Raw genomic sequence first — 13,918 nt, forward strand, 5'->3', positions numbered from 1 at the left:
ACTGGCAATGTTGTTTGACTTCTGCCGATGCAGCAGATATACTATATGTATTACAGAAGAAAGGATTTGGGTCAAGATGAAGTGTCCATACTGCAACCACCTAGATACAAGAGTCATAGATTCCAGGCCGGCGGAGGACGGAAGCTCCATCCGCAGAAGACGCTCCTGCGACGTGTGCGGCAAGCGGTTTACCACATATGAGAAGGTAGAGACGATTCCGCTCATCATCATCAAAAAAGACAACAACAGAGAACAGTATAACCGTAAGAAAATCGAGAACGGTGTCCTCAGGGCATGCTATAAGCGTCCGGTATCCGCAGATGCAATACAGCAGACGGTGGACTCTATCGAGACGAAGATTTTCAGTCTGGAGGCGAAGGAGATTCCGAGCAGTACGATTGGAGAGATCGTCATGGAAGAGCTAAAAGGGCTGGACGAGGTGGCTTATGTCAGGTTTGCTTCCGTGTACAGGGAGTTCAAAGACGTCAATACCTTTATGGATGAGCTGAAAAAAATCCTGGATAATTAGGAATACGTGTAAGAAGGTATTTACGAAATATGTCGTATAGTGTTAGAATAAGGAAGAAGCAAAGGGATATGTTTGCTTCTTCCTTTTTACTGTTTTCGGATAACATCAGTTCATTAAGTATACCTTATTGAACGTTAGCAGTTCAATAAGTATACATAATTATCGTGGAAACAGATGATGATAAGTAACAGAGAGCAGACGTAGATTCAGATTGGGTGAGATGCAGATGAGAACGTATAAATTAACCGTATCATATGACGGGAGCAGATATCAGGGATGGCAGAGGCAGGCCACGACAGATAATACGATTCAGTTCGTGCTGGAGTGGAGCATAGGGAAACTGGTCGGCTACAGGGTCCATGTGGACGGCTCGGGCAGGACAGATGCCGGTGTACATGCCAGGGGGCAGGTGGTGAGCGTCAAACTGTCCAAACTATATGACCCGCAGGAGTTTAAAGATTCTCTGAACAGGTATCTGCCGGAAGATATCAGAATCGTCAAAGCAGAGCTTGTCAAAAACGGGTTCCACGCCCGCAAGAGCGCAAAGGGTAAAAAATATGAATATTATATCGACTGCCGTGAAAAGCCGGATGTCTTCTCCCGCAGATATTGCTACCACTATCCGGAGAAGCTGGATATCGAGGCGATGCGGGGGGCGGTCGAGTATCTCGTCGGCGTGAAGAATTTTACAAGTTTTACGGACGACAAAGACTGCGGGGATCCTATCCGCAGAATTACGAATATCAAGATCGTGAGCACAGGCGATAAGGTCCGTATCACATACTATGGTACGGGATTCCTCTATCATATGGTGAGGATATTGACCGGCACGCTGCTGGAGATTGGAACCGGAAAAAGGGATGCGTCCATGCTCCCGGTCGTGATTGCGGCAGAGGACAGGAGCCTGGCAGGCTTCCTTGCCCCGGCAAGAGGCCTGTTCCTCAGAAAAGTATATTATTAAGCAAAGAAGCAAGAAATAATTGGAGGACGATAAATGAAGCTAATTTCATGGAATGTAAATGGAATCCGCGCCTGTGTACAGAAGGGGTTTATGGATTTCTTTGAAGAAGCGGATGCAGATATCTTCTGCATCCAGGAGACGAAGATGCAGGAAGGGCAGCTTGAATTGGATACGCCTGGCTACTACCAGTATTGGAACTATGCAGAGCGGAAAGGATATTCCGGGACTGCCATATTCACGAAAGAAGAGCCGTTGTCCTATTCCTGTGGCATCGGGATAGAAGAACATGATAAGGAAGGCCGGGTCATCACGCTGGAGTTCGAGGATTTCTACTTTGTGACGGTGTATACGCCAAATGCACAGAGCGAACTGGCAAGGCTGCCATATCGTATGCAGTGGGAAGATGCGTTCCTGGCCTATCTCAAGAAGTTAGAAGAGGATAAGCCGGTCATCTTCTGCGGCGACCTGAATGTAGCGGCCGAGGAGATTGACCTTAAGAACCCGAAGACGAACAGGAAGAATGCAGGATTTACTGATGAAGAAAGGGACAAGTTCCGTAAGATAAAAGAATCCGGCTTCATCGATACGTTCCGCCATTTCTATCCAGATACAGAAGGAATCTACTCATGGTGGTCCTATCGCTTCCGTGCAAGAGAGAAGAATGCAGGCTGGCGTATCGATTACTTCTGTGTGTCAGAAAGCCTGGAAGACAGGCTGGAGGACGCGAAGATCCACACGAGCGTCATGGGTTCGGACCACTGCCCGGTAGAACTGGATCTGCGCTAATAGCCCCCGTCGATGCCTATAATCTGCCCCGTCATGTAGGACGGGGCAGTTGCTATGTTCCAGAGCATTTCCGCAGCCTCCTCTGGGGTACCGAACCTGCCTGCAGGAATCTCGTCAGCCAGCTGTGCACGTTCTTCGTCACTTAGCTGACCATTCATCTCAGTGTCGATGACACCGCACGCCAGAGCATTCACCTGTACGTTGCTCGGTGCCAGTTCCTTTGCCAGAGCCTTTGTAAGTCCATTCACCCCGCTTTTGGATGCTGAATAGGCAGCTTCGCAGGAGGCGCCGGAATTTCCCCACATAGATGAGACATTGACAATCGTTCCACGCTTCCTGCGGACCATGGGAGGGATAGATGCCCTTGAACAATAGAAGACGGACGACAGGTTCGTCTGAATGACGCGGCTCCATTCCCCGTCGGTCATATCGCTCAACAGGCCGATGTAGGCGCATCCGGCGTTGTTGATTAGTACGTCGAGACAGCTGCATCTGCTGTATATAAAGGAGAAAATCTTATCAACATCTGCAGAATCACTCACGTCGCCTGTAACCATATCGCAGGAACCGCCTGTTGATAATATTTCTCTTCTTACTTCTTCCAATGCGTCCGCAGAGTTCCGGCAGTTGAGAAAAACATGATAGCCTCTGGCGGCAAAAAGAAGGGCGGCGGCTTTTCCGATACCTCTGGAAGCACCCGTAATGAGGGCATATTTTGACATTTGGCATATCCTCCTAGTCTCTGTTTTCATCAATTCTAAAAAAAATCTTAAATCGTATTTTTCCTGCCATTATTATATACTGGAATCGTTGCTATTTAAACCCTCAAGTGCTATTATTTACGTATCAGCGATTAGCCCCGCCCTATGCGGGGGCCTGCAGGGCACTTTTGTCCGGGTCTAGGCGAATACTCAGAAAGAGGGACATCAATGTTATCAAAATTCAGTGTGAAAAGGCCTTATACGGTGGTGGTAGGAGTTGTGTTGATCATAATTCTCGGGATTGTGTCATTCGGGAATATGACGGTAGATCTGCTTCCGAGCATGAACCTGCCTTATGCCATGGTAATGACGACATACCCGGGGGCAAGCCCGGAAGAAGTGGAGACAGTTGTAACAAAGCCTGTGGAACAGACGATGGCAACTGTGAGCAACATAAAGAATGTACAATCTGTATCAAATGAAAATGCTTCAACAGTGATTCTCGAATTCGATCAGACAGCCAATATGGACTCTGTCACTATAGAGATGCGGGAAGGACTGGATCAGATCAGCGGCTTCTGGCCGGATGAAGTAACCAATCCCATTATTATGAAACTGAATCCAAGTATGATGCCTGTACTGATTGCGGCAGTCAGTGCTGATGGAGAAGACGCGGCCGAAACGACCCGGATCATCGAAGAGCAGATTCTTCCGGAAGTGGAAAGCGTAGAAGGCGTGGCGTCGGTCTCTACCGCAGGCAGCATCGAAGAGACCGTACAGATTACTGTAAATGAACAGAAGATAGAGGACTTGAATGAAGAGGTCAAGGCGGAATTAGAAAAGAAGATGAATGAGGCGGCCTCGGCCCTCCAGGCGGCCAAGGAGCAGGTGGAGAACGGCAAGGCGGCGCTGGCGGCCGGCAAAGCTCAGGCATCTTCCGGTATGGGAGCGGCCGAATCACAGATATCGCAGAAGGCGGAGGAGATCAAGCAGGCGCAGCTCGAGATTACGGAAGGGATGGCGGTGCTGGATGTAACGGATGTGCAGTTGGAGCAGTCGCTTGGAGCGGTTCAGACATCCAAGAAGGCTGCAGAAGCGCAGATTAAGACGCAGAAGGAAACGCATAATCAGCTCCAGGTACAGATGACGGAGCTTAAAAAAGATCCAATAGCGAATGCAGATAAGATAGATGAGCTTCAGTTACAAATAGATAGTAATGACACAGCCATAACGGCTCTTGAGGCTACGATTACGCAGCTTTCCAAACAGGAGGCTACGATTAAGGAAGGGCAAAGCGAGGCGGTTGCCAGCAGGCAGAAGCTGGAAGCTATGCAGAAGCAGGTCAACGACGGCGCCATGACACTGGCGCAGGCCAGAGGGCAGCTTGCGTCCGCCCAGGTTGAGGCGGCGGCAGGCCTCGGACAGGGAGCAGCGCAGCTGGCGGCAGGAGAAGCGATGATTCAATCCCAGGAGGCCCAGATGGAGGCGGCCAAAGGGGAAGCTTCTGCAAGTGCGGATATCAGCAGCATGCTGAATGCCGATATGGTGAAGACACTGCTGGCGGCGGAGAACTTCAGCATGCCGGCCGGATATGTGACAGAAGAAGGCCTTGATTATCTTGTACGTGTCGGAGATAAGTTCAAGAGTATAGAAGACATAAAAGATCTCGTGCTCATCCATATGGATGGTATAGACCCGGTAAAGCTGGCGGATGTGGCAAATGTAGAACTTACCGACAACTCGGATGAGACATACGCCAAGATTAACGGGAAGCCAGGCATGATGTTGAGCATACAGAAACAGACCGGGTATTCGACCGGAGATGTGAGTGACCGTGTGCTGGAGAAGCTGGAGAGACTTCAGAAAGAGCACAAGGAAATCAAAGCGGTGACTTTGATGGATCAGGGCGTCTACATCGATCTGATTGTCAATTCTGTACTTGAGAACCTGATTTACGGGGCGGTATTGGCGATTATCATACTGCTCGTATTCTTGAAAAGCTTCCGGCCCACGTTTGTGATTGCCTGCTCGATACCAATCAGCATCATGACCGCTCTTGTGGCCATGTACTTTTCAGGAGTTACGCTCAATATCATATCTCTGTCGGGACTGGCACTCGGTGTCGGCATGCTTGTAGATAACTCTATCGTAGTAATTGAGAATATCTACCGGATGCGTAACGAAGAGGGGGCCTCGGCCAAGGCGGCGGCTATTGAAGGAGCGAGACAGGTAGGAGGGGCTATTACGGCTTCCACGCTTACGACGATATGCGTATTCCTTCCGATTGTATTTACCACCGGTATTACAAGGCAGCTGTTCGTGGACATGGGGCTTACGATTGCATACTCGCTGCTTGCCAGCCTCATAGTAGCACTGACTCTCGTGCCGATGATATCTGCCGGGCTGTTAAAGAAGACGGAAGAGAAAGAGTCACGGCTGTTCATAAGGATTAAGGACTGGTACGGCAGACTGCTTGCCAGGGCGCTGCACAAGAAGCCGCTTGTGCTCATAGGAGCACTTGTCCTGTTCGTGGCAAGCGGTGCGCTGGCCATATCCAGGGGGACGGAATTCATGCCTCAGATGGAGAGCACAGAGATCAGCATGACGCTTGAGACAGAGAAAGGAACGAGTCTTGAGGATACGGCAAAAGCAGCGGATAAGGTGATGGACCGTGTCGGAAAGCTGAGGGACGTCAAAGATATCGGAGCGATGGTATCTTCTTCCAATATGATGGGGACATCGACAGCCACAAATGTGGTGGAGTTTTATGCAATCACGAAAGATAAGCCTTCGCTGTCCAACAATGAGTTGAAGAAGGAGATAGAGAAGGTAACAAAGGGCCTTGGCGGCGAGCTGACAGTCAATATGTCCAATATGGATATGAGTGCGCTTGGCAGTTCAGGAATCAATGTCCAGATAAAAGGAAAGGACCTGGATAAGCTGCAGAAGATTGCAGGTGATATCAAGAGCATGCTGATTGATATCAAAGGGACGCAGAATGTAACTGATGGGACGGAAGACAACAAAGAAGAGCTCCGCGTCATCGTCGATAAGGCAAAAGCTACGGAACACGGACTCACGGTTGCCCAGGTATACCAGAGCCTGAACAAGCGGCTGTCTGAAGTCCAGAGTGCGACATCCCTGTCCACGGACGCGCAGGATTACGACATCTATGTGGTAGATGATGCGGACGAAAGCCTGACCCGGAAAGACATCAGGGAGCTTACGGTAACGGCGGAGAAGCAGGATGGGACGACGGAAGAGGTGAGGCTTTCCGACATCGCTACGTTTGAGGATGCCTCTGGCCTGCGGGCAATCAGCAGGAAGGATCAGAGCAGGTATATGTCCGTAACTTCAGAAGTCAAAGACGGGGATAATATCGGGCTTGTCAGCAGCCGTGTAAATAAGGCACTTCAATCATACGATGTGCCGGAAGGATATGAAGTGAAGATGGTCGGGGAAGACGAGACGATTAACGAGTCCATGACAGAACTCTTTAAGATGCTTGGCCTGGCGCTTGTCTTCATGTACCTCATAATGGTTGCACAGTTCCAGTCGCTGCGCTCTCCGTTCATCGTCATGTTCACCGTGCCTCTTGCTTTTACAGGAGGCCTGCTCGGATTGTGGATTGCGGGCAAGGCAGTGAGCGTGATCGCGATGGTAGGATTTGTCATGCTGTCCGGCATTATCGTGAATAATGGTATTGTGTTTATAGATTATACGAACCAGCTGATTGCCGGCGGACTTGCCAGGCATGAGGCTCTGGTGGAAGCTGGAAGGACGAGGCTCCGCCCGATAGTCATGACGGCGCTGACGACGATTCTTGGCCTGTCGACGCTCGCTATTGGAGTGGGAATGGGAGCGGATATGGTACAGCCGATGGCAATCGTGACAATCGGAGGACTGATATACGGAACCATATTAACATTAGTCGTAGTTCCATGTATCTTTGACTTGTTCCACAAAAAGGAAAAGGCAAGGCTTCGCGAGGAAATGGAAGAAGATGCAGAAACTGCAGAACCTTAAGGATGAGAGAGGTACGGTAGTATGATCGACAAAGCGATTGAATTTGCAACGAGAGCACATGAAGGACAGTTCAGGAAGGGAACGAAACGGCCATATATCGTCCATCCGGTGGAAGTGGGGGATATCGTATCGTCTATGACGGAGGACGAGGAAATTATCAGCGCGGCGGTGCTCCACGATACGATTGAAGACTGTGCCGGTATTACGGAAGAAGTGCTTGCCAGGGAGTTCAGCGTCAGGGTAGCTGTAATGGTTGCTCAGGAAAGCGAGGATAAGTCGAAGACATGGGTAGAACGGAAAGGGGCGACCATCCGGCATATCGGGAAGTCACCGCTGGAAGTCCAGATGATAGGCCTTGCAGATAAGCTGTCGAATATGAGGGATATAGACAGGGATTATCCTGTGGAGGGCGAAAACCTGTGGAACAGGTTCCGCATGAAGGATAAAGAGATGATAGGATGGTACTATAAGGGAATCCGGGATGCATTGGCGGAGAGCTTCCGCGGCGTAGCGGCATATGAAGAATACTGCAGGCTCGTGGAAAAGAATTTTGGATAGAAAGGCTGCCTGACCAAACGGATAGGATAAAGAAGCAGGCCGGAACTTACCGCTTACGTGTAAGTTCCGGCCTGCTTTTGCGGCGGTGCCTATTGACCGTCATTTTATTCCGGTTATCTTTTCACGGCAGGCACTTACCGGATACCAGCTGCAGCCACAGCATATATCCGCCAGCATGTCCGGCGTGGTATGCCGGCGTATGTATGAAGCCAGCTCCTGATAGATGTATGTCTTTTCTTCCAATCCGAAATATTCTGCTGCCTTCCTGTCAAAACGCTGTACTTTTTCATTATTCCGGCACAGATCGGTATCCAGCATGTCCGGGCAGCAGGAACATAGGTCATCCGTGGAAAAGACGAGTTCGATGGGAGTCTTGTCCTCTGTGCGCAGGCGGTGAACGACTTTATCCATGTTCTTTACAAATGCTTCGCTGTAGCCTTTGCCCGAGTATCCCTGGGTACAGAGCAGATGGTGTGGTCTCAGACGCATGCGGCACTCACCAGCCTTCTGTGGATTCTAAGTCCTATGATTGTGGCCAGAGCTGCTTTTATAACCGCTGTCGGTATAAACGGAAGCACGCAGGCAGTGAATGCAGCCCATATGCTGCAGCCGGTTACGAGGCAGAACATCACGATACCGCCGATATAATTGATGACTGTGCCGAGGATAAGGAAGGCAATGAACCCCATGTTGACCTGCCGGAACTTTTCTGCCCCGAAGCCGATGATATATGCCATAATAGGAAATGACAGGAGAAATCCTCCGGTCGGCCCTATGAGGTACTGGTACCCGCCTGTGAAGCCGGCAAGGACCGGTACACCCGCGGCTCCAAGCAGTACATAGATCAGAGCGGCAGCGGCCCCTTTTTTCGCTCCAAGTATGATAGCCGCAAGGGTGATTGCGAACGTCTGCATCGTCATCGGGACACCCGCCGGCATCGGTATGGATATCTGTGCCATGATTGCGATTACTGCAGTGCACAGACCGATGGTGCAGATGTCTTGAACAGATATTTTTGAATGATTCATGACAGCCTCCTGTAGAATTAGTATGTATGCAGTATATCCGAAATCAAAGGAAATGTCAACCTGATAAATATATTAGTTAACATTGTGCGTAAATGTTGACATTCAAGTTACTTGAAGGTGTTTAATAACGGTAAGGAGGAACAGAATTGACCATTAAAGAAGTTGAACAACTGGTAGATATGAAAAAAGCAAATATCCGTTATTATGAGGAGGAGGGCCTTCTTGCTCCGGGGAGAAATAGAGAGAACAATTACCGGGAATACAGCATGCATGAAGTGGAAGATCTGAAGAAGATAAAGTTCCTTAGGGTGCTCGGTGTTCCGGTAAAAGATATCAGAAGGGTAAAGGAAGGCAAAGTGACGGTATCTGAGGTTATCGGGGCAAGAAAAGCAGCACTTGAGCAAGAGATGGCAGAACTGTCGGAGGCGAGAAGCCTTTGTGACGAGCTGATACAGCGGAATGATACCTTTGATAATCTGGATGTAACTCTTATGGATATGCAGAATGCTTTCTTTAAAATGAGAGGAGCGAAGATTATGAGACTGGATAAAGTCTATCGTTTGGAAAATTATCGGAATATGTGCACCAGGATCTGGCAGACGATTTTCCTGATCTATTATCCTGCCATGCTGTCGTTAAAGTTCGTGATACATTATGAGCTGCCGTTCTGGCTGACCCTGCCGATGACGGTTTCTGCACTGGCGGCCGCGGCTGCGGCGGGGGTGATCGATTATAAGATTGCACATTATAAAGAAGAAAGTTCAAATTAGCATCCGTACGCACATAGGAATGGAAACGTTCTCCCTTTGACAACTTTATTTTTTCAGTATATTATTAGAATCAAGGGAGTCAGGAGAGCATAAAATGATTATCAGCGCGAGCAGAAGAACCGATATCCCCGCATGCTATCCGGAATGGTTTGTCAACCGACTGAAGGCCGGGGAGATATTAGTGCCAAACCCATACAACAGGAAGAAGATCAGCCGTATCGCCATATCACCGGATACGGTTGATTGTATTGTGTTCTGGACAAAGAACCCGGAGCCGCTCCTGCCAAAGCTCAAAGAGATCGATCAGCTCGGTTACCGATATTATTTTCAGATGACCGTCACGGATTACGGAATGGATATGGAGGAGAACCTGCCTTCGACGGAAGAATCGATGGCAACCTTCGTACTGCTGAGCGAGCGCCTCGGGAGAGAACGGGTTGACTGGAGGTTCGACCCGATTATCCTGAGTGGCACTTATACGCTCGGCTATCATCTGGAAAAGTTCGAGATGATGTGTGAATGGCTTCACAAGTATACGGACCGGTGCATCATCAGCTTCGTGGATGCTTACAGGGGGAATCCCTATCCAGAACTGGAAGAAGATGAGATGGCTTCTGTCGCAAAAGGGCTTGCCGGAATTGCCGGGAAGTATAAGCTTCCTCTCTATACGTGCGCAGAGAAGGTGAATCTGGAGCGTTACGGCATACGGCACGGCGCCTGTATCGACAAAGAAAAGATCCGGCACATTATCGGCTATAAGCTGGATTTGAAAAAAGATACCGGACAAAGAAGGGAATGCGGCTGCGCGGAGAGCATTGATATAGGGATGTATGATACATGCGTCAATGGCTGTGCGTACTGCTACGCGACAGGGGGGATTGAGAGCGCCCGAAGGAAGAAAGAACAGCATGACCCCGCATCGCCCCTTCTGATTGGACAGCTTCGGGGAGATGAGACGATTGTGGAACGTAAGGTGCAGTCAGGCAGAGACATGCAGATATCACTGTTTGACTATCCGTTAGGCTTCGGTTCGGCAGATGAGATATTGTAAGAAGTGCACAAAAATTTAATATATAATATATTGATTTTCATGAAATGGATGACAGTTCCTTGATAAATTCTTGACAAGGAACTGTTTTTTTGTTATGTTTAGACTAAAGTACAAACGTTAGTCTAAAAAGCGAAAGAACGACGTGTGAGGTGAAAAGATGAGTTTGATAACAAGCATCCAGAAGTATTCTATCCATGACGGTGACGGGATACGGACGACCGTCTTTTTTAAAGGATGTCTGCTGAAATGTCTGTGGTGCCATAATCCAGAGACACAGTGCTTTAAGCCTGAGCTTCTCTGCGACAGGGAACGATGTGCAGGATGCGGCAGCTGTGCCGCGGTCTGTCCCCAGAAGGCGGTGAAGGCAGAGGAAGGCAAGATGGTCACGGACCAGAAGCTCTGCACCGGCTGTGGTACATGTGTGGATTACTGCAACCTGAACCTGCGGGAAGTGGCCGGGAAAGAGTATGCCATCAGCGAGCTGATCAAGGAGCTTAAGAAAGATGAGATGTTCTACGAAGAATCCGGCGGCGGGGTTACGCTGTCCGGCGGCGAGGTTATGATGGCCGACATGGATTATGTGGAAGAACTTGCGAAGCGGCTCGATAAGATGGGGATTTCGGTAACGATTGATACATGCGGACAGGCGCCGTGTGAGAATTTTGAAAGGCTGCTGCCATATGTAGATACATTTTTGTATGATATCAAGACGATGGATAACGACGTACATAAAAAGTATATGGGCATGGGGAATGAGCAGATTTTAGAGAATCTGGAATATATCAGCGGCAAGGGTGCCCGCATATATATCCGCATTCCGGTAGTCCGGGAAGTAAACGGATCAATCGAGGATATGGGAGCGATTATAGACTATCTCAAGGAAAAGAAGATCAGGGTGGCCAATGTGAACCTTCTCCCATATCACAACACCGGTTCGGGAAAGTATGAAAAGCTTGGACTGACGTATAAAGGGTCGGACCTTCATGCGCCGTCGAACGATGAGATGGAACAGTTTGTGACGCTTTTTAAAGAATCAGGTTTCCACAACGTAAAAATAGGAGGTTAATGAAGATGGAAGAAAGAGGAATGAACGAACGGATCAAGAAACTCAGAAAGCTCAGCCTGGACACTCCGGCACACATTGACATGGAGCGTGCCGAGAGCATGACTAAGACGTATGAGGCTTATGAAGGCTCGCTGTCCATCCCGGAACTTCGCGCCCAGGTGCTCAAAGACTATTTTGCAACAAAGACGTTATACATAGGCGAGGGTGAGCTGATTGTCGGCGAGAAGGGCGATTCTCCGCAGGCATCTCCCACATTCCCGGAGCTGTGCTGCCACACGATGGAAGATATGCATGTCATGAATGACCGTGAACTCATAAGCTTCAAAGTAAAAGAAGAAGATTTTGAGAAGCAGGAAAAGGTGATGATTCCGTTCTGGGATAAGAGATGTATCCGGAACAAGATTCTGCGCCAGATGACGCCGGAGTGGAAGAAAGCGTATGAGGCAGGGCTGTTCACAGAGTTTATGGAACAGCGGGGACCGGGACATACGGTCGGTTCTGTAAAGATATATGAAAAAGGATTCCTTGACTATAAAGAAGATATCCAGGCCGCAATCGATAAGCTGGACTTCTTCAATGACCCGGAGGCGTTAGATAAGAAGAACGAGCTGGAGGGCATGAAGATTGCCTGCGACGCTATCATGATCCTCGGCGAGAGATATGCAGCCTATGCGAGAGAGCTGGCAGAAAAAGAAGGCAATCCAAAGCGAAAAGAAGAGCTGCTTCAGATTGCGGCCAACTGTGATGTCGTACCGGCACATAAGCCGGAGACATACTGGCAGGCAATCCAGATGTACTGGTTCGTACACCTCGGCGTCACGAGCGAGCTGAATCCGTGGGATGCGTACAGCCCGGGACGTCTTGACCAGCATCTGAATCCCTTCTATGAAAAAGACGTAAAAGAGGGGACGCTGGATGATGAGAAAGCGCTGGAGCTGCTGGAATGCCTGTGGGTCAAATTCAACAACCAGCCTGCACCGCCGAAGGTCGGCATTACGCTGAAGGAGAGCAGCACGTATACAGATTTTGCCAACCTGAACACAGGCGGTATCGCTCCGAATGGTGAGAACGGAGTCAATAACGTTAGCTATCTGATTCTGGACTGCATGGATGAGATGAAGCTGCTGCAGCCAAGCTCTAATGTACAGATCAGCAGGAAGACGCCGCAGAAGTTCCTGAAGCGTGCCTGCGAGATATCACGCAAGGGATGGGGACAGCCGGCGTTCTACAATACCGAGGCAATCGTCCAGGAACTGCTCAATGCCGGCAAGTCGCTGGAAGATGCAAGACGCGGCGGCACGAGCGGCTGCGTGGAGACAGGTGCATTTGGAAATGAAGCCTATATCCTCACCGGATACTTCAATATTCCGAAGATATTCGAGCTGACGCTGAACAACGGCTATGACAAAGTAAGCGGACAGCAGCTCGGACTTGAGCTCGGATATGCTGCGGACTTCAAGACATACGAAGAGCTATATGATGCATTTAAAAAGCAGATGAAATATTTTATCGATATCAAAGTGCAGGGAAGCAATGTCATCGAGAAGATATATGCAGAAGATATGCCTGTACCGTTCCTTTCCATCATTACCAATGACTGTATCTCAAAAGGCAAAGATTACAACGGCGGCGGCGCAAGGTACAACACAAAATATCTGCAGGGCGTAGGAATCGGTACGATTACGGACTGCCTGGCATCCGTGAAGTACAACGTATATGAGAAGAAGACATTTACGATGGATGAGCTGATGCAAGCGCTGGAAGACAATTTCGAGGGGCACGACAGAATCTGGAATATCGTATGCAACAAGACGCCGAAATACGGCAATGACGATGACTATGCGGACAGCATCATGAAGGATGTGTTCGAATACTACAGAAGCCAGGTGACAGGACGGCCGAATATGCTCGGAGGCATGTACCGCATCAACATGCTTCCTACCACGTGCCACGTATACTTTGGAGATGTCATGATGGCAAGCCCGAACGGACGTCTGGCCCACAAGCCGGTATCCGAAGGAATCTCGCCGGAAAAAGGCGCGGATACGAACGGCCCGACATCTGTCGTAAAATCATGTGCCAAGATGGACCACCTCCAGACAGGCGGAACACTTCTGAACCAGAAGTTCACGCCGAGCGTCGTTGCAGGAGAAGAAGGACTGAACCAGATGGCGAATCTCGTGCGTACGTACTTCAATATGGACGGCCACCACATCCAGTTCAATGTTATAGACAAAGAGACGCTGATACAGGCCCAGAAGCACCCGGAAGACTACAAGGACCTGATCGTACGTGTCGCGGGTTACAGCGACCACTTCAGAAACCTGAGCAAGGCTCTTCAGGATGAGATAATCGAACGGACCGAACAGAGCTTTAACTAAACGGTCGGGGACAGGGAGAAACGCGTCTGGGGACGGGGGTTTTTTAAAAAACCCCCGTCCC

The 13,918-nt window shown here is 49.4% G+C and carries 12 protein-coding genes; 9 read left to right on the forward strand and 3 right to left on the reverse strand.

What is annotated here, in order from left to right:
- Positions 1–76: 76 nt before the first annotated feature.
- From nrdR to HJV72_RS14755, 3 genes are all read left to right on the forward strand, one after another.
- On the forward strand, positions 77–529 hold the full coding sequence (gene nrdR, locus HJV72_RS14745) for a transcriptional regulator NrdR (protein WP_049728268.1): 453 nt from the start codon (positions 77–79) through the stop codon (positions 527–529).
- Positions 530–755: 226 nt separating this feature from the next.
- Positions 756–1,490: a tRNA pseudouridine(38-40) synthase TruA gene (gene truA / locus HJV72_RS14750; protein WP_208072020.1), complete on the forward strand. Its 735-nt coding sequence runs from the start codon at positions 756–758 to the stop codon at positions 1,488–1,490.
- Between the two features lie 33 nt (positions 1,491–1,523).
- Positions 1,524–2,276, forward strand: a complete 753-nt coding sequence (locus HJV72_RS14755) for an exodeoxyribonuclease III (protein ID WP_208072022.1) — start codon at positions 1,524–1,526, stop codon at positions 2,274–2,276.
- Here HJV72_RS14755 and ymfI read toward each other — a convergent pair.
- Positions 2,273–2,998, reverse strand: coding sequence for an elongation factor P 5-aminopentanone reductase (gene ymfI / locus HJV72_RS14760; protein ID WP_208072024.1), 726 nt, complete (start codon positions 2,996–2,998; stop codon positions 2,273–2,275). The genes HJV72_RS14755 and ymfI overlap by 4 nt on opposite strands.
- A 207-nt stretch (positions 2,999–3,205) precedes the next feature.
- Here ymfI and HJV72_RS14765 point away from each other — a divergent pair, with 207 nt between their 5' ends.
- Both HJV72_RS14765 and HJV72_RS14770 read left to right on the forward strand, forming a co-directional pair.
- Positions 3,206–7,003, forward strand: a complete 3,798-nt coding sequence (locus tag HJV72_RS14765) for an efflux RND transporter permease subunit (protein WP_208072026.1) — start codon at positions 3,206–3,208, stop codon at positions 7,001–7,003.
- Positions 7,004–7,024: 21 nt separating this feature from the next.
- Positions 7,025–7,561 carry an HD domain-containing protein gene (locus HJV72_RS14770; RefSeq protein WP_208072028.1) on the forward strand — a complete coding sequence of 179 codons (537 nt, stop codon included), beginning with the start codon at positions 7,025–7,027 and terminating at the stop codon, positions 7,559–7,561.
- A 99-nt stretch (positions 7,562–7,660) separates the two neighbouring features.
- Here HJV72_RS14770 and HJV72_RS14775 read toward each other — a convergent pair whose 3' ends face one another.
- Together HJV72_RS14775 and HJV72_RS14780 are read right to left on the reverse strand one after the other, a co-directional pair.
- A complete protein-coding gene (locus tag HJV72_RS14775; protein WP_208072030.1) occupies positions 7,661–8,050 on the reverse strand; it encodes a DUF1284 domain-containing protein in 390 nt (129 codons plus the stop codon).
- Positions 8,041–8,589 (reverse strand): biotin transporter BioY, encoded by a 549-nt coding sequence (locus HJV72_RS14780; RefSeq protein ID WP_208072032.1) that lies wholly within the window; start codon positions 8,587–8,589, stop codon positions 8,041–8,043. The genes HJV72_RS14775 and HJV72_RS14780 overlap by 10 nt, the downstream gene beginning before the upstream one ends.
- Positions 8,590–8,735: 146 nt before the next feature.
- On the opposite strand from HJV72_RS14780, the gene HJV72_RS14785 reads away from it, so the two are divergent.
- From HJV72_RS14785 to hypD, 4 genes are all read left to right on the forward strand, one after another.
- Positions 8,736–9,359 carry a helix-turn-helix domain-containing protein gene (locus HJV72_RS14785; RefSeq protein WP_208072034.1) on the forward strand — a complete coding sequence of 208 codons (624 nt, stop codon included), beginning with the start codon at positions 8,736–8,738 and terminating at the stop codon, positions 9,357–9,359.
- A 94-nt stretch (positions 9,360–9,453) separates the two neighbouring features.
- The gene (locus HJV72_RS14790) at positions 9,454–10,410 is read left to right on the forward strand and encodes a DUF1848 domain-containing protein (protein ID WP_208072036.1); all 957 of its coding nucleotides are present in this window, start codon (positions 9,454–9,456) and stop codon (positions 10,408–10,410) included.
- Between the two features lie 157 nt (positions 10,411–10,567).
- The gene (locus HJV72_RS14795; protein ID WP_208072038.1) at positions 10,568–11,476 is read left to right on the forward strand and encodes a trans-4-hydroxy-L-proline dehydratase activase; all 909 of its coding nucleotides are present in this window, start codon (positions 10,568–10,570) and stop codon (positions 11,474–11,476) included.
- Positions 11,477–11,481: 5 nt separating this feature from the next.
- Positions 11,482–13,857 carry a trans-4-hydroxy-L-proline dehydratase gene (gene hypD / locus HJV72_RS14800; protein WP_208072040.1) on the forward strand — a complete coding sequence of 792 codons (2,376 nt, stop codon included), beginning with the start codon at positions 11,482–11,484 and terminating at the stop codon, positions 13,855–13,857.
- Positions 13,858–13,918 lie beyond the last annotated feature (61 nt).

The organism is Extibacter sp. GGCC_0201, from assembly GCF_017566055.1.
Taxonomy (GTDB): Bacteria; Bacillota; Clostridia; order Lachnospirales; family Lachnospiraceae; genus Extibacter.